This window comes from Pseudoalteromonas sp. RB2-MNA-CIBAN-0110, from assembly GCF_040309305.1.
In the GTDB taxonomy this organism is placed as follows: Bacteria; Pseudomonadota; Gammaproteobacteria; order Enterobacterales; family Alteromonadaceae; genus Pseudoalteromonas; species Pseudoalteromonas arctica.
Window position 1 is genome coordinate 11,294 of sequence record NZ_JBEOOQ010000011.1, and the last position, 15,842, is coordinate 27,135.

General features: G+C 40.3%; 14 protein-coding genes. 11 read left to right on the forward strand and 3 right to left on the reverse strand.

Features of this window, described 5'->3' with window-relative positions:
- The first annotated feature begins 14 nt into the window (after window positions 1-14).
- From AAEY68_RS07620 to AAEY68_RS07635, 4 genes are read left to right on the forward strand one after another with little or no spacing between them, the layout of a single operon-like run.
- Window positions 15-827, forward strand: coding sequence for a hypothetical protein (locus AAEY68_RS07620; protein ID WP_007586790.1), 813 nt, complete (start codon window positions 15-17; stop codon window positions 825-827).
- Window positions 828-1,868, forward strand: a complete 1,041-nt coding sequence (locus AAEY68_RS07625) for an extracellular solute-binding protein (RefSeq protein ID WP_024593496.1) — start codon at window positions 828-830, stop codon at window positions 1,866-1,868.
- The gene (locus AAEY68_RS07630; RefSeq protein WP_024593497.1) at window positions 1,868-3,367 is read left to right on the forward strand and encodes an ABC transporter permease; all 1,500 of its coding nucleotides are present in this window, start codon (window positions 1,868-1,870) and stop codon (window positions 3,365-3,367) included. The genes AAEY68_RS07625 and AAEY68_RS07630 overlap by 1 nt, the downstream gene beginning before the upstream one ends.
- Before the next feature lie 14 nt (window positions 3,368-3,381).
- Window positions 3,382-4,398, forward strand: a complete 1,017-nt coding sequence (locus AAEY68_RS07635; protein ID WP_350585760.1) for an ABC transporter ATP-binding protein — start codon at window positions 3,382-3,384, stop codon at window positions 4,396-4,398.
- Between the two features lie 90 nt (window positions 4,399-4,488).
- Here AAEY68_RS07635 and AAEY68_RS07640 read toward each other — a convergent pair whose 3' ends face one another.
- Window positions 4,489-4,923 carry an ATP-binding protein gene (locus AAEY68_RS07640; protein WP_007586798.1) on the reverse strand — a complete coding sequence of 145 codons (435 nt, stop codon included), beginning with the start codon at window positions 4,921-4,923 and terminating at the stop codon, window positions 4,489-4,491.
- 292 nt (window positions 4,924-5,215) lie between these two features.
- Here AAEY68_RS07640 and asnS point away from each other — a divergent pair, with 292 nt between their 5' ends.
- The gene (gene asnS, locus AAEY68_RS07645; protein WP_024592600.1) at window positions 5,216-6,613 is read left to right on the forward strand and encodes an asparagine--tRNA ligase; all 1,398 of its coding nucleotides are present in this window, start codon (window positions 5,216-5,218) and stop codon (window positions 6,611-6,613) included.
- A gap of 140 nt (window positions 6,614-6,753) precedes the next feature.
- Here asnS and AAEY68_RS07650 read toward each other — a convergent pair whose 3' ends face one another.
- Both AAEY68_RS07650 and AAEY68_RS07655 read right to left on the reverse strand, forming a co-directional pair.
- Window positions 6,754-7,680, reverse strand: a complete 927-nt coding sequence (locus tag AAEY68_RS07650; RefSeq protein ID WP_350585761.1) for an electron transfer flavoprotein subunit alpha/FixB family protein — start codon at window positions 7,678-7,680, stop codon at window positions 6,754-6,756.
- Window positions 7,681-8,430 (reverse strand): electron transfer flavoprotein subunit beta/FixA family protein, encoded by a 750-nt coding sequence (locus tag AAEY68_RS07655; RefSeq protein ID WP_350585762.1) that lies wholly within the window; start codon window positions 8,428-8,430, stop codon window positions 7,681-7,683. It abuts the gene before it with no gap.
- Window positions 8,431-8,651: 221 nt separating this feature from the next.
- On the opposite strand from AAEY68_RS07655, the gene AAEY68_RS07660 reads away from it, so the two are divergent.
- The 6 genes from AAEY68_RS07660 (at window position 8,652) to AAEY68_RS07685 (ending at window position 15,837) form a co-directional block, all read left to right on the forward strand.
- Window positions 8,652-10,298 (forward strand): electron transfer flavoprotein-ubiquinone oxidoreductase, encoded by a 1,647-nt coding sequence (locus tag AAEY68_RS07660; protein ID WP_350585763.1) that lies wholly within the window; start codon window positions 8,652-8,654, stop codon window positions 10,296-10,298.
- Between the two features lie 132 nt (window positions 10,299-10,430).
- On the forward strand, window positions 10,431-10,895 hold the full coding sequence (locus AAEY68_RS07665; RefSeq protein ID WP_007586808.1) for an acyl-CoA thioesterase: 465 nt from the start codon (window positions 10,431-10,433) through the stop codon (window positions 10,893-10,895).
- Window positions 10,896-11,154: 259 nt separating this feature from the next.
- A complete protein-coding gene (locus AAEY68_RS07670; RefSeq protein ID WP_007586810.1) occupies window positions 11,155-11,724 on the forward strand; it encodes an outer membrane beta-barrel protein in 570 nt (189 codons plus the stop codon).
- A gap of 411 nt (window positions 11,725-12,135) precedes the next feature.
- Window positions 12,136-12,840: a tRNA (N6-threonylcarbamoyladenosine(37)-N6)-methyltransferase TrmO gene (gene tsaA, locus AAEY68_RS07675; protein ID WP_350585764.1), complete on the forward strand. Its 705-nt coding sequence runs from the start codon at window positions 12,136-12,138 to the stop codon at window positions 12,838-12,840.
- Window positions 12,841-12,929: 89 nt separating this feature from the next.
- Window positions 12,930-14,654 (forward strand): proline--tRNA ligase, encoded by a 1,725-nt coding sequence (locus AAEY68_RS07680; protein ID WP_010552731.1) that lies wholly within the window; start codon window positions 12,930-12,932, stop codon window positions 14,652-14,654.
- A 361-nt stretch (window positions 14,655-15,015) separates the two neighbouring features.
- Complete coding sequence (locus AAEY68_RS07685; protein WP_350585765.1) at window positions 15,016-15,837, forward strand: UDP-2,3-diacylglucosamine diphosphatase; 822 nt, start codon at window positions 15,016-15,018, stop codon at window positions 15,835-15,837.
- Window positions 15,838-15,842 lie beyond the last annotated feature (5 nt).

The following is a 15,842-nucleotide window of genomic DNA, read 5'->3' on the forward strand; positions in this document are numbered from 1 at the left end:
TGGACTTCTTTGCTATGAAATTACTATTTAAACCAGCCAAAACTTTAGGTGCAAGCCTTTTACTAGCCTCGGCGTTTATGGCTCAACCAGTATTAGCTAACGGCCCTATTGGCGAGCATGTTAATCATCTTCAAGCTAACCTTAAAAGTTACGCAGAAGAAGTAGAATGGATGGTAGGCAAAGTTGATACCATGGTAAGCGACTACGACACTAAAGGCGCAAAAGCGGTAAAAACTGATGATTTAATTGAATACTGGGAATCAGTTAAGTTTCACAGCGCAATAGAAACTAACTTCGTACCGGTATACGCTTCTATTTGGCAGGGTCTTTATGGCGTAAAAATGGCCATTGATAATAAACAGCCTGCTGAGGAAGTTCGTAAACAACAAAAAGCGATGAACATAGCCTTGTGGCAAGGCCTTGGGGCTGTTAAGCTTGCTGCAAAATTCCAGCAAAAAGGCTTGTTAGACACTGTAAAAGCAACCGCTACAAAAGAAATGACACAAAGTGCCACAATTGATGAAATTAAGCACAAATTAGACCGTGTAGTAGCTAAATTTGCTGAGCGTTTACAAGACGAAGCAACTGAAATTGTTCACGATACTTATCTACACCTGTTTGAAGGCGTTGAAGGTACACTTATTGAGCAAGACGCTAACCTAGTTGAAGTGCTGGAAAAAGACTTTAACGTAACACTGCCACTAGCAATTAAAAACAGCAAAAGCGTAGATGAAGTACGCGATGTGATCAGTGATATGCAAACAAAATTAGACCGCGCTAAGGTTTTAATAGAAAAAGCCGAAAAAGCCCGTAAGGATGTATTTTAAGTGAAGCGTAGGACCTTTATTCAAGGCCTAGCTGCGTTAGGGGTGGTTGGCTCATTGCCACTACCTCTTTCTCGTGCGCTAGCCGCTGATATAGCAAACCCAGTTTCTGTTGATGATTTACCAAAGCTTAAAGGCGAGTTAACCCTTTATTTAGGCCGAGGCGAAGGTGGTTTGTATGAAAACGTATTGCAAGCAATCCAGAAAAAAAATCCAGACTTTAAACTCGGTATACGCCGAGGTCCTACTGCTGCTTTAGCAAATACGATTGTTGCAGAAGCTAAAGCCGGCGTTCGCCGCGCTGATTTGTTTTGGGCAGTTGATTCAGGCGCAATTGGTTTAGTAACCGATGCAGGCCTTGCACAACCTATCCCAGGTGATTTATCTGCTCAGTTACAACCACAGTTTAGATATAAAGAGTGGGCTCCAGTAACTGGCCGTATTCGTACATTGCCATATAACACGTCGCGTTTGACCAAAGATCAAATTCCAACAAGTATTATGGAAATTGCCGACAGCGATTTAAGTATTGGTTGGGCGCCCGCCTACGCTTCTTTTCAATCGTTTGTAACCGCAATGCGAATTTTAGAAGGCGACGACAAAACTGCTAAGTGGCTCAAAAAGATTAAAAAACGTGCTAAAACATACGCTGGTGAATTAGGTGTTGTTATGGGCGTTGAACGCGGTGAAGTTGATATTGGTTTTGCTAATCATTATTACACATTGCGTTTAAAATCAGGCAAGCCTAATGCTAAGCTTGATTTAGCATTTACACAAAATGATGCGGGCTGTTTAGTTAATGCATCGGGTGTATTAGCGCTTAACGACGATCCGCTTGCTACTAACTTTATGCGTTACTTACTAAGTAAAGAAGTACAAGGTTACTTAGCCAGTGAAGCGTACGAAATTCCGTTAGTAAATGGTATTACCCAACCTGAGGGTCTACCATCACTTGCTAATATTTCTCCACCTAAAGTAGATTTAACACAGCTTGCTGATTTACGCCCTACTATAGATTTGATGCGTAGCAGCGGCGTATTGTAATGAAAATACCTGCCTCTTATCCAATGGCGCTGCTTGCAGCGCTTGTTGCGCTTACCCCTGTTTATGTATTAATAGTGCTTGCAAGCGATGCAAGCTCAGTGTTTGACACCCACAATCTTCAAATTTTAGGTAACACGTTATCGTTAATGGGTTTAACGGTACTCGGATCTATTTTAATTGGTGTGCCACTGGCGTTTATTAGCGCGTATGTGCATTTGCCATTTAAAAAACTCTGGCTGGTTGTATTTGCGGCGCCGCTGGCAATCCCCAGTTATATTGGCGCGTTTACACTTTATGCTGCTTTTGGCCCCGGTGGCGAAATAAACACCTTAACAGGAATAGAAACACCATCAATGTATGGCCTAACAGGCGCTGCAATTGTGATGACGCTTTATACTTTCCCGTTTGTAATGATGACAACTCGCTCATCCCTACTAAGCCTTGATGCAAGCATGGTTAATGCCGCGCGTACGCTGGGTATGTCGATGACGCAAAGTATATTTAAAGTTATATTACCGCGCGTAGTTAACGGTATTGCAGCAGGCTCTTTGTTAGTAGCGCTTTATACGTTATCAGACTTTGGCACGCCCGCAATGATGCGCTTAGATACGTTTACCCGCGTAATTTACGTTGAATACAACGCTTTTGCGTTAGGGCGCGCAGCTATGCTTTCGCTTCAACTGATGGTTATTGTTGGCTTTTTACTTTTAGTTGAATCACAAATAAAAACAGCCCCTGAGCGCCAAGGTCGTCCGTTAATTTTATTCCCAAGCAAATTACAATTAAGTGCCATGTTTGTTACGTTTGCACCTGTTTTGCTACTCGCTATTGGCTTGCCTTTGGCTATATTTTCGCTTTGGTTAGCTCGTGATGGTTTTAGCTCATTTGATTTTAATATTGCGTGGAACTCTACGTATGCGTCGGGTATTGCGGCAATTGTAGCTGTTATCGTTGCGATCCCCGTTGCACATGCCGCACTGAGTGGAAAAGCGGGTCGTATAATGGAACGTGTTACTTACTTTGGTTTTGGTATTCCGGGTATAGTAATGGGCACAGCGCTTGTTTACGGTGGTTTGCAGTTACCGTTTTTATATCAAACACTGGGATTGCTTATTATTGCTTATATGCTGCGATTTTTACCACTTGCTGTAGGCTCTGTTAGAACAAGCACCGAACACTTAGATCCAAGCTTAGTAAAGTCTGCGCGCGTATTAGGGGCAAGCCCACGTGAAGTATTTACTCGTATAACACTGCCTTTAACAATGCGCGGTATTATTGCCGGTGCAGCACTGGTGTTTCTAGAGTCAATGCGCGAACTAGAAGCCACGCTACTACTTGGCCCAACAGGGTTTGAAACCCTCTCTACATATTTATGGCGTGTATACGAAGCGGGCTATTTTGGTCGCGCCGCTATTCCTGGATTATTGTTAGTAGTGATATCTGCCTGCGGGTTAGCTATTATGATGTCTGGCGAAAAACGCAACCAGTTTGAACATTAAGGATTTAAGAAACAATGCTATCTGTAAGTCAGTTGTCTATAGATTATGGCAGTAACCGCGTAGTAAGCGATTTAAACTTATCGCTGGGTGAAAACGAAATCCTTATGCTTGTAGGGCCAACAGGTTGTGGTAAAAGTACAATTTTACAAGCCCTTGCTGGCCTTATACCTATTAGCGAAGGCGAAATAAACACAGGTAAATGGCGCGCTACACTCAAATTAACAATACCTCCTGAAAAACGCAGTGTAGGTATGGTTTTTCAAGATTTTGCGTTATTTCCGCACTTAACCGTACAGCAAAACATTTGCTTTAGATTAAAAGATACAGCCCCTGCTGAGTATTGGATAAAACTACTTGGACTGAGCGATTTTAGAGATAAAAAACCAGCAACGCTTTCTGGCGGACAAAAGCAACGTGTGGCACTTGCGCGCACCCTTGCCCACCAACCTGATTTTGTATTGCTTGATGAGCCGCTTTCAAACTTAGATGCCGCCCTTAAAGACATGCTTCGTTGGGATATTAGAAACGCACTTAAAGCAGCTGGCGTACCTGCAATTTGGGTAACACACGACCAAGAAGAAGCTCTCTCAGTTGGCGATCGTGTTGGTGTACTTAAAGGCGGCAAAATTCAGCAAATCGATACACCCGAGCGCTGCTTTAGTACCCCAAACAATCGCTTTGTGGCACGTTTTTTAGGTGAAGCCAGCTTTATTAGCGGCCAATTTAGCCAAGGGCAAGCCACTACATCAATTGGTAATGCACCCGCTCATGGCGTTGACTGTGAAAGTGGCGACGTTGATGTACTACTACGCCCTGACGATGTATTGCTTGTACAAAGCAGTGTTGGCAATAACGGCGAAGTAATATGGGTACGTTTTGAAGGTGGCAGCCGCTTGTGCGCTGTAAAACTTGCGTGCTCTACGGTTGTAACTAGCCGAGTAAGCCATGAAGTTGTGGTAAACCCTGGCGACGAAGTGCATGTATCACTAAGCACATCGCACCCATTAGCGGTTTATAAACAAAAAGCTTAACTACTTTTTTACTTACATAAACCAAAAAGCCCATATATATGGGCTTTTTAATAGGTATTACTATGTATGTTACTAACTAAATTCGAAGCACTACCACTCGAACATGTAGGCCATTTTGCTTATTGTTTTAAGCGGGACATTATGCGAGTTACGTTTAGCATATAAGTGCTGCATTGATTTGTCTTTCACTTCACCCACTATTACTTCTTTTACTTGATAACCTAAAGCAACAGCAGCTTGAGTGTAAGCTATAAATTCCCACTTTTTAATATTGGTGTTATCTACAATCACCAATGGCATACCTTGAGCAAGTGCATTTATAAAGCGCGCTAAATTTAAATTATGAAATTGCGACAATTTAAATTTATCGAAATGATATTCGCCCTGCTCATTAATAAAGTAATCATCAGTTGAGCAGATTAGGTATTGGCTTTCGTCAACTCCACCTAATTCGTCAGCAAGGCTTTGCGCGTAGTAAGACTTACCGCTTCCTGGTAGTCCTCGTAAAATAAAAACTTGTTTCATAGCATCGATTTTTTAAGTGTGAATAAATATTGATTTGTTTGTTAATAATGCCACAAAATCATTAAATTTAAGAGCAACAAATCATAATAGTAGCAATTAAACTCTAAAAACTGTTTAAAAATAAACCGCATGCATAAAAACTTTTAAAGAGTTGCCCACAATAGTTTTTTTATTCAACTTTACTAGGTAAGATACAGGGTTCAAGTGCAGCGCCGTTTATGTGCAATTTATGCCCGAGTGCTGCGCACAGTTAAAATAAAATAGTTAGGCAACTTATATCATTGGAGTGAAGATGAGCCATTTAGCGATTTCAGAGCTATTAAAAGGCAATGTTGCGGTAGACAGCCAAGTAACAATTAAGGGCTGGATCCGTACTCGCCGCGATTCAAAAGCAGGAATTTCATTTTTAGCCGTTCATGACGGTTCGTGTTTTGATCCTATTCAAGCGGTAGTTCCTAATTCACTGAATAATTATGATGAAGTTACTAGCTTAACAGCCGGTTGTTCTGTGTCGGTTACTGGTGTTTTAGTACAATCTGCTGGTCAAGGTCAATCTTACGAAATTCAAGCTAATACAGTGACTGTATTAGGTTGGGTAGAAAACCCAGATTCATACCCAATGTCGGCAAAGCGCCACAGCATTGAGTACTTACGTGAGCACGCTCACCTTCGCCCTCGTACAAATATGATTGGCGCGGTAACTCGTGTACGTAACTGTTTAGCACAAGCTATTCACCGTTTTTACCACGAGCAAGGCTTTTACTGGATCAGCACGCCAATTATTACGGCAAGTGACTGTGAAGGTGCTGGCGAAATGTTCCGTGTATCTACGCTTGATATGCAAAACTTACCGCTTACAGACAAAGGCGAAGTTGATTACAGCGAAGATTTCTTCGGTAAAGAAGCATTCCTTACTGTATCTGGCCAGTTAAATGGCGAAACTTACGCGTCTGCAATGTCAAAAATTTACACGTTTGGCCCAACATTCCGTGCAGAGAATTCAAATACATCACGCCACCTTGCAGAATTTTGGATGGTAGAGCCTGAAGTTGCGTTTGCTGATTTAGAAGACATCGCAAAACTTGCTGAAAATATGCTTAAGTATGTGTTTAAAGCCGTACTTGAAGAGCGCCGTGATGACATGGAATTTTTTGCACAACGTGTAGAAAAAACCGCAATTACGCGTTTGGAAGAATTTGTAGAAAAAGACTTCGCGCAGGTAAATTACACTGAAGCAGTAGAGATCCTTAAAAACTGTGGTAAAAAGTTTGAGTACACTGTTGAATGGGGTGTAGATTTACAGTCTGAGCACGAGCGATACTTAGCTGAAGAGCACTTTAAAGCACCGGTAGTTATTAAAAACTACCCACGTGACATTAAAGCATTCTACATGCGCCAAAACGAAGACGGTAAGACCGTTGCCGCAATGGACATTGTAGCACCCGGTATTGGTGAGATCATTGGTGGTTCACAACGTGAAGAACGCCTTGATGTACTTGATGCACGCTTAGAAGAAATGGGCTTAAACAAAGAAGATTACAGCTGGTACCGCGATCTACGTAAATACGGTAGCGTGCCGCACTCAGGCTTTGGTTTAGGCTTTGAACGCTTAGTTGCTTATGTAACAGGTATGGGCAACGTACGTGACGTTATTGCCTTCCCTCGTACTAAAGGCAGCGCAACTTACTAATACTAAGTTAGCCGTTTATAAATACTAAAAACCAGCCAATTGGCTGGTTTTTTTGTGTCTTTAATTTACCGAATAAAAAAGCCGCAGCACTCAAAGAGCACCACGGCTTTCAACCAGAATAAATTTTGCTAAATTAAGCGCTATAAAGCACTCTCTAACTGTGGCAGTACTTCAAATAAGTCAGCCACTAAACCGTAATCTGCAACTTGAAAAATAGGTGCATCGGGGTCTTTATTAATCGCGACGATTACTTTTGAGTCTTTCATACCGGCTAAATGCTGTATAGCACCGCTAATCCCTACTGCAATGTATAAATTAGGCGCTACAATTTTACCTGTTTGCCCTACTTGCATGTCGTTAGGTACAAAGCCTGCATCAACCGCTGCGCGCGACGCACCAATGGCTGCTCCCAATTTATCGGCAATACCATTAAGTAGTGCAAAGTTTTCACCGTTTTGCATACCGCGACCACCCGATATAACCACAGTGGCAGCCGTAAGTTCAGGGCGTTCTGATTCGGTTTGTTCAACACTTACAAAGCTACTTAATTGCGAATCAGACACTGTATCAATGCTTGTTATAGCAGCAGCTGATTGCTCACCTTGTAAATCAAAGCTACTAGCACGTACGGTAATTACTTTTTTACTGTCGAGTGATTTAACCGTTGCGATTGCATTACCAGCATAAATTGGACGTTTAAATGTATCGGCGTCCACTACTGCGATAATTTCAGAAATTTGCGCAACATCTAATAACGCAGCAACACGTGGCATAAAATTTTTGCCTGTTGTAGTAGCACTTGCAACAATGTGGCTGTAGGTGTCGCTAAGAGATAAAACTAAATCGCTCATGCTCTCAGCTAACTGATGCTCATAAACGCTATTATCGGCAACTAAAACATTAGCTACGCCATCAATGCTGGCCACTTGTGAGCTCATTGCGCTTAGGCTGTTACCTGCAATAAGTACATCAACAGGAAAACCTATTTTTACTGCGGCGTTAATAGTTTTTGAGGTTTCTGGTTTTAAGGCACCGTTGTCGTGCTCTGCAATTACGAGTGTTTTCATTTAAATCACCTTTGCCTCTGTTTTTAATTTTTCTACAAGCTGTGCAACGTCTTCAACAATAATTCCTGCGGTACGTTTAGCTGGCTCTTCTACACTTATTAATTGAATACGCGGTGTTAAATCAACACCAAGCGAATCAGCTGCTATTACTTCAAGCGGCTTACGTTTGGCTTTCATAATATTTGGCAGTGATGCGTAACGAGGCTCGTTTAAGCGTAAATCAGTTGTAACAACCGCCGGTAAATTAAGTGCTACCGTTTGCAGGCCCCCATCAACTTCGCGGGTCACGTTTACTTTGCCATCGTTAATAACTACTTTTGATGCAAATGTACCCTGCCCGCGATTAGTAAGCGCAGCAAGCATTTGACCTGTTTGGTTATTATCTGAATCGATTGACTGTTTACCTAAAATTACAAGCTCAGGCGATTCTTGATCTACAATTTTAGCGAGTAGCTTTGCAATATGAAGTGACTCGAGCTTTTCATCGGTTTCGATGTGAATGGCTTTGTCGGCGCCCAGTGCTAGTGCTGTACGTAATTGCTCTTGCGATGCTTTAGGACCAATAGTAACAGCAACAACTTCATTGGCTGTACCGGCTTCTTTAAGGCGGATTGCTTCTTCTATAGCAATTTCACAAAACGGGTTCATTGCCATTTTAACGTTGGTTAAATCAACGTCGCTGTTATCACTTTTAACGCGTGCTTTTACGTTGTAATCAATCACTCTTTTTATTGGTACGAGAACTTTCATAGGAACTCCATAATTATTTAAGCCTACAAGGCAACGTGCACGTCAACCTATTTATTTTATGAAATTAGACTACTTCCTGTTGACGTAAACGTCAACCTAAAATAACCTTTAACTATTCACAGTCTGTAACGTTTAATTTGCAAGGTTAAAAATAGGCTGTACACCTTATTTAAATGCGTAGTAAACATTCGAATAAGTCCGTCATATATAAAGAGGTTATTATGGTCGAACGTGAAACCATGGAATTTGATGTAGTAATTGTTGGCGCTGGCCCTGCGGGGCTTTCAAGTGCAATTAAACTCGCGCAACTAGCACAAGAAAAACAACAAGAGTGCATGATTTGCGTCGTCGAAAAAGGTTCCGAAGTAGGCGCACATGTACTCTCAGGCGCTGTTTTTGAAACCAAAGCTTTGGATGAACTGCTACCAAATTGGCAAGCGCTTGGCGCACCGGTTACAACCAAAGTAACTAACGATGAAATTTATTGGTTTAATAACGAGCAAAAATCGACATCAATCCCCCACTTTGCTACGCCAAAAACATTTCATAATGACGGTAACTACATTGTATCTATGGGTAATGTATGTCGATGGCTTGCTGAGCAAGCTGAAAGCTTAGGCGTAGAGATTTTTCCAGGATTTAGCGCACACTCTTTAATAATTGAAGATAAAGCAGTAAAAGGCATTATTACTGGTGATATGGGTGTCGACAAAGACGGTAATGAAAAAGACGGTTACATGCCTGGCATGGAGCTTCGTGCAAAATACACTATATTTGCAGAAGGCTGCCGAGGTCATTTAGGTAAGCAGCTAATTAATGAGTTTGCACTTGATGCAGATTCATCGCCGCAGCATTACGGTTTAGGCTTTAAAGAAATTTGGCAAATTGATGAAAGTAAGCATGAGCTTGGCAAAGTTGTTCATGGTACTGGTTGGCCACTTAGCGGCGATACTAATGGTGGTGCATTTATGTATCACAGTGAAAACAACCAAGTCGTTGTAGGTTTAATTGTTGACTTAAATTACTCAAACCCATATTTAAGCCCGTTCGATGAGTTTCAGCGAATGAAGCACCATCCAGTATTTAAAAACGTACTAGAAGGTGGCGAACGTATTGCTTACGGCGCACGTGCTATTGCTAAAGGTGGCTTGCATTCATTACCAAAAATGCATTTTGCGGGTGGCTTAATTATAGGGTGCGATGCAGGCACACTTAATTTTGCAAAAATTAAAGGTAATCACACTGCAATGAAATCGGGAATGGTTGCCGCTGAAGCTATTTTTGAAGCATTGCAAAATGAGTTGGCAAATACCGATTTAACTCATTATCAAACTGCGTTTGAGCAATCGTGGGCATATAAAGAGTTATATCAATCTCGTAACTTTGGCCCTGCAATGCACAAGCTCGGTAAGTTTGTAGGTGGTGCGTATAACACGCTTGATCAAAATATTTTTAATGGCGGTTTACCATTTACATTTAAAGATAATACGCCCGATCACTCGACCCTTGTTGATGCTAACGCTGCTGACAAAATAGCGTACCCAAAACCAGATGGACACCTTAGCTTTGATAAACTCTCAAGTGTGTTTTTATCAAATACTAACCACGAAGAATCACAGCCTTGTCATTTAAAGCTCAAAGATGCGTCAATTCCTATTAACGTAAATCTAGTTAAATTTGATGAGCCAGCACAGCGTTATTGCCCTGCTGGCGTTTACGAAGTACAAGAAATAGCAGGCAATAAAGAGTTTGTTATTAACGCCCAAAACTGTGTGCACTGTAAAACCTGCGATATTAAAGACCCAAGCCAAAACATTACTTGGGTAACCCCAGAAGGTGCTGGTGGGCCAAACTACCCTAATATGTAACTAAATTATGCGTTATATACACATATAATCACTTTTTTTACATATAAATTATAAACATATCCTAAATTGCAGGGGCTTCGGCCCCTTTTTTACGTTATGCTAATAGTAGTTTTAATAATAAGAGTGTTATCTATGCCGTCGTCAAAAGTTGTTTTTCGTTTTTTAGCAGAGCCTACCGATGTTAATTTTGGTGGTAAAGTTCATGGTGGAGCAGTCATGAAATGGATTGACCAAGCAGGCTATGCATGTGCTGCGGGTTGGAGTGGTCACTACTGCGTAACGGTTTCGGTTGCGGGTGTTAAATTTAGACGCCCAATTCTAGTAGGTCAAATAGTCGAAGTAGAAGCTAAAATTGCCCATACGGGTAGAAGTAGCATGCAAATATTTATACAAGTGCGTTGTGGCGATCCAAAAACACAAAATATGGTTGAAACAAATCATTGTGTTATCAGCTTTATTGCAATGGATGAAACGGGTTACCCAATAGAAGTGCCTTCGTTTAAAGCTGTAACAGAAGAAGATATTAAATTAGAAAATTACGCTATAAAAATGAAAGAAATAGCAATTGAAACAGAAAACTTGCTTCATACAGTGTAATTACTAGTTTAAATAAAGTCAGGCTATGTAAAAAACTCATTATACTTTGTAAAACATACAACTTATTTTAGAGTACTCAATTACACAAAAGTTCACTTTGATTATAAAACACGCTAAACACCGTAAAAACCAATACAAAAGAATTAATTAAGGCGTGTTTTTAATTCATTTTAATATTGGCACGCTCGCTGCAAGTAGATAATTGAAGTTTGATTAATGAAATCAAGCATTTGATTATTTTTTGTAAAGGAGCTATTCAATGATTAAAACACTTTCTCTTTCAGCTATTGCACTAGCAACACTGGGTTTTAACTCTGCAGCACACGCTGACATTTCTGATTTCGATTCTCCACGTATTTATACTGGTATCGGTTACGGTCAATATTCTTTTGAATTTGAAGACAGTGATAACGACACTGACTTTGACGACGATGCACAAATGCTTAAGGGTTACGTTGGTGCACAATTTAACGAGTACTTAAGCTTAGAGCTTGCTTATCAAAACTTTGATGAAGTAAGTGATATAGACAGCAAAGCTGAAATTGATGGCGTATCGCTTGCCGCACGTTTGGGCTACCCTATAACAGAAAGCTTTTCTGTGTATGCAAAAGGCGGTTGGCTTGAATGGGATGCAGATTACACACAAGATTTACCAGTAGGTGGCGTATCAGCGTCTACAGATGGTGGTGATGCATTTTACGGCGCTGGTATTGAATACGCGCTTACAACAAATGTACAATTTCGTTTAGAGTATGAGCGTTATAAACTTGATGACGACATTGACCCAGATATGGATGTAGCGTCTGTATCAGTTCAATACATGTTTTAATTAGTCTTTAGCATGTATAAAAGGTAAGCCCAAGGGCTTACCTTTTTTGTTTTAGGCTCTTTTTAAATATTAATATAAACCAATAAGTCTAATAAAAAACTTTAAACCGTTTGGTCTATAATGCCAAGTGCATTAAATAATTGTTCTATTGTAGCACTAAGAAAATAGCGTAATAACAAGGCAAAATTATAATATATAGTTGTTATCACAAATTGCTCCCTGCATTGCTTTACCTCCTGCATCCATGCAGTCAACTGTGAATAATTCTTAACAAAGTAAGTGCGCTATTTAATGCAGTAGAATAATCATATTTTTAATAAAATTGGTATACGCAATAAACTTGCTTACATTAATGCCATAAATGCTAAATGCGGGTAGAATAGCGCTCTATTTTATTTGTACCCGAGTACTATGAGCGATTATACCATTTCGGCTATTGGCCACATTCAATCTCCTTATAAACAAAAGTTTGCTATACCTAGGCAACCACGTTTAGTGCCACAAGCTAAAGCAAAGCTTATATTTGCCCCCGATTTTAATCGCGAAGAATTTGTACGTGGTTTAGATGAATTTACTCATATTTGGTTGTTATTTCGTTTTCATGAAACGGCTGATAAAGGTTATTCTGCTATGGTGCGCCCGCCTCGTTTGGGTGGCAATGAGCGAAAAGGTGTATTTGCGACCCGTGCTACATTCAGACCAAACGCAATTGGAATGAGCGCCGTAAAACTTGAAGGTATTGAATATAAAAACGGACAACTTAGCTTATTACTCGCTGGCATTGATTTACTTGATGGCACACCGATTATTGACATAAAACCGTATTTGCCGTATTCAGACTCTATGCAGGATGCAAGTGCTGGCTTTGCTGACACGCGCCCAGAAACACAAATGACGGTTGAATTTAGCCCTCAAGCAATTGAGTTTGTTAATGCGCAAACACAATACCCAGATTTACATGATTTTATTGCCAATGTTTTAAAACAAGATCCCCGCCCTGCATATAAAAAACAAAAAGACGGCGAGCAGAGCTATGGTATGACTTTGTATAATTATAATATTCGCTGGCAAGTCAATGGCGAGCATAACGTAGTAACAAGCATAGAAAAAAACTAAATAACTCAGTTAGCGCTTTAGTGTAAAAGCATCCGCTGGTAAACTTAAGCTCTATTAAAAGAATATAATTACTCTATTTCGGAAAAAACATGCGTACAAGCCAATATATACTCGCAACACTTAAAGAAACGCCATCAGATGCTGAAATCGTATCGCATCAGTTAATGCTTAGAGCCGGTATGATCCGTCGCGTCGCTTCGGGTTTATACACTTGGTTACCCTCTGGTTTACGTGTGCTACGTAAAGTAGAAAACATTGTACGTGAAGAGATGGACAAAGCGGGTGCAATTGAAATGCTAATGCCTGTTATTCAACCTGCTGATTTGTGGGAAGAGTCTGGCCGTTGGAATGAATTTGGTCCTGAGCTTATGCGCTTTACAGACCGTCATAACCGTACATTTGCACTTGGCCCAACACACGAAGAAGTAATAACTGATTTCGTACGTAAAGAAATAAGCAGCTACAAGCAATTACCAGTTACTTTATACCAAGTACAAACTAAAGTACGCGACGAACGTCGTCCTCGTTTTGGTGTAATGCGTGCTCGTGAATTTACAATGAAAGATGCCTACTCTTTTCACTTAAGTGAAGAGTGTTTAGATGCGACTTATCAAGCGATGCACAAAGCATATTGTAATATTTTTGAGCGTTTAGGCCTTGATTACCGCCCTGTTATAGCCGATACAGGCTCTATTGGTGGTAGCGTATCGCACGAGTTTCATGTACTTGCTGAGTCGGGCGAAGATGCAATTGCATTTAGTGATGGCAGTGATTACGCCGCTAATATTGAAAAAGCAGAAGCACTGGCACCAAGCGAGCCTCGCCCTGAAGCATCAAAAGAGCTTAAAGCGTTTCCAACGCCTGACGCTAAAACTATTAACGAGCTTAAAAAACACTACGGTGTTAAGCCACATCGCGGTGTTAAAACGTTAATTGTTTATGGTACGCCTGATGAAAACGAAGTACGCGGTTTAGTAGCCCTAGTACTGCGTGGCGATCACGAATTAAATGAACTAAAAGCTGAAAAGCACCCATTAGTAGACTCTCCGCTTGAAATGGCAACAGAGGCAGATATTGTTGCTGCTATTGGCGCAAAACCTGGCTCATTAGGCCCTGTCGGCTTATCAATGCCTATTATTGTTGATAGAACCGCTAACATACTTGCTGATTTTGTTGCCGGTGCAAATAAAGACGATGAGCATTACAGCGGTATTAACTGGGATCGTGACGTAACTGATTACGAAGTTGCTGATATTCGTAATATTGTTGAAGGCGATATGAGCCCATGTGGCCAAGGCGTTTTACAAATTAAACGTGGTATTGAAGTAGGTCATATTTTCCAACTTGGCACTAAATACTCAGAAGCGATGAAAGCAGGTGTATTAAACGAAGGTGGTAAAAACCAAACCATGACTATGGGTTGTTACGGTATTGGTGTTTCACGTATTGTTGCTGCTGCTATTGAGCAGAACAACGATCAATACGGGATCATTTGGCCAAAATCAATCGCGCCATTCGATTTAGCAATTGTTCCAATGAACATGCACAAATCGCATCGTATTCCTGATATTGCAAATAACCTTTACCAAGGTTTAAAAGATGCAGGTCTTGATGTGTTATTTGATGACCGTAAAGAGCGTCCTGGTGTTATGTTTAACGATATGGAACTCATTGGTGTGCCATTTACGCTAGTAATTGGTGAGCGTAATCTTGACGAAAACAAAGTTGAGCTTAAAAACCGCCGTACAGGTGAAAAGCTAATGATTGATATCGATACAGCAATTGATGCAATTAAAGCAGCTGTTAAAGGTTAAGCTAAAAATACTTATAAGTAATTTTAAAACCGCTTTTTAAAAGCGGTTTTTTTATACCTAAATTTTATGTGTGTTATTTAGCTTTAGTATTACTGTCGTATAATTGTCATTTTCATTCCCTAAAGTATTTAACCTGAACTCTGGATAATAAATCTATCTCGAGCAGCTATTTTCAGCGCTAACTGCGTTGAATTTACTTGCAATAGGCTCGCTATTGACGCGTAAATTCGCCTTGTTTTCACTGAAAATCTCTGGCTAGAGAAAATAAATTTAAATATCACCATGGTTCAATACCTTAGTAAATCTCTTAACCAGAGTTCAGGTTATTTAACTATTACACTCGATACTTTAGGGAATGAAAATGAGTAATGGCGCAAACACTAAGAAGCAACACTACCCTGCTATTTGGATATCTGATGTTCATTTAGGTTACAAAGACTGTAAAGCAGATTACTTACTCGATTTTTTAAACTCGGTAGAATCCGACACACTTTATTTAGTGGGTGATATTATTGATTTATGGTCAATGAAACGTCAGTTTTATTGGCACCCTTCGCATTATCAAGTATTAAACTCTATACAAAAAAAAGCAGCTAGCGGTACACGCGTCATTTATATTCCCGGTAATCATGACGAAACGTTTAGAAACTATATAAATCAAACGTTATTTGGTATTGAAATCCACCAGCAGTTTATTCACACCACTAAAGCTAATAAACGTTTTTTACTCGTACACGGCGATGACTTTGATTCCGCGACACGCTATAACAAACTTATTAGTATCGCGGGTGATGCAGGGTACGACTTTTTATTATTTTTAAACCGCTGGACCAATCGTATTCGAAAGCTATTTGGTGGTAATTACTACTCGCTTGCATCATGGATAAAAGCCCGCGTACACAAAGCACGTGAAGCAATTAAAGCCTTCGAAGATGCCGCAATTCATGAAGCTAAAAAACAAAACGTAGACGGTATTATTTGTGGACACATTCATCATCCCAAAATAAAAGTAGATGACGGAATTATGTATTACTGGATTGAGAGTTGTACGGCGCTGGTAGAGCAGCAAGATGGAAAAATTGAATTACTACATTGGTCAGACACACAAACCGTACTCGATAGCGCCGACATAACAAAGTTAAATATATCAACGGATGCTAAACCAAAAAAATCAGCTGCATAAGCAGC

Coding starts and splice junctions, on each gene's coding strand:
- AAEY68_RS07620 (WP_007586790.1), top strand. CDS start 15: ATGAAATTACTATTTAAACCAGCCAAAACTTTAGGTGCAAGCCTTTTA.
- AAEY68_RS07630 (WP_024593497.1), top strand. CDS start 1,868: ATGAAAATACCTGCCTCTTATCCAATGGCGCTGCTTGCAGCGCTTGTT.
- AAEY68_RS07635 (WP_350585760.1), top strand. CDS start 3,382: ATGCTATCTGTAAGTCAGTTGTCTATAGATTATGGCAGTAACCGCGTA.
- AAEY68_RS07640 (WP_007586798.1), bottom strand. CDS start 4,923: ATGAAACAAGTTTTTATTTTACGAGGACTACCAGGAAGCGGTAAGTCT.
- asnS (WP_024592600.1), top strand. CDS start 5,216: ATGAGCCATTTAGCGATTTCAGAGCTATTAAAAGGCAATGTTGCGGTA.
- AAEY68_RS07650 (WP_350585761.1), bottom strand. CDS start 7,680: ATGAAAACACTCGTAATTGCAGAGCACGACAACGGTGCCTTAAAACCA.
- AAEY68_RS07655 (WP_350585762.1), bottom strand. CDS start 8,430: ATGAAAGTTCTCGTACCAATAAAAAGAGTGATTGATTACAACGTAAAA.
- AAEY68_RS07660 (WP_350585763.1), top strand. CDS start 8,652: ATGGTCGAACGTGAAACCATGGAATTTGATGTAGTAATTGTTGGCGCT.
- AAEY68_RS07665 (WP_007586808.1), top strand. CDS start 10,431: ATGCCGTCGTCAAAAGTTGTTTTTCGTTTTTTAGCAGAGCCTACCGAT.
- AAEY68_RS07670 (WP_007586810.1), top strand. CDS start 11,155: ATGATTAAAACACTTTCTCTTTCAGCTATTGCACTAGCAACACTGGGT.
- tsaA (WP_350585764.1), top strand. CDS start 12,136: ATGAGCGATTATACCATTTCGGCTATTGGCCACATTCAATCTCCTTAT.
- AAEY68_RS07680 (WP_010552731.1), top strand. CDS start 12,930: ATGCGTACAAGCCAATATATACTCGCAACACTTAAAGAAACGCCATCA.
- AAEY68_RS07685 (WP_350585765.1), top strand. CDS start 15,016: ATGAGTAATGGCGCAAACACTAAGAAGCAACACTACCCTGCTATTTGG.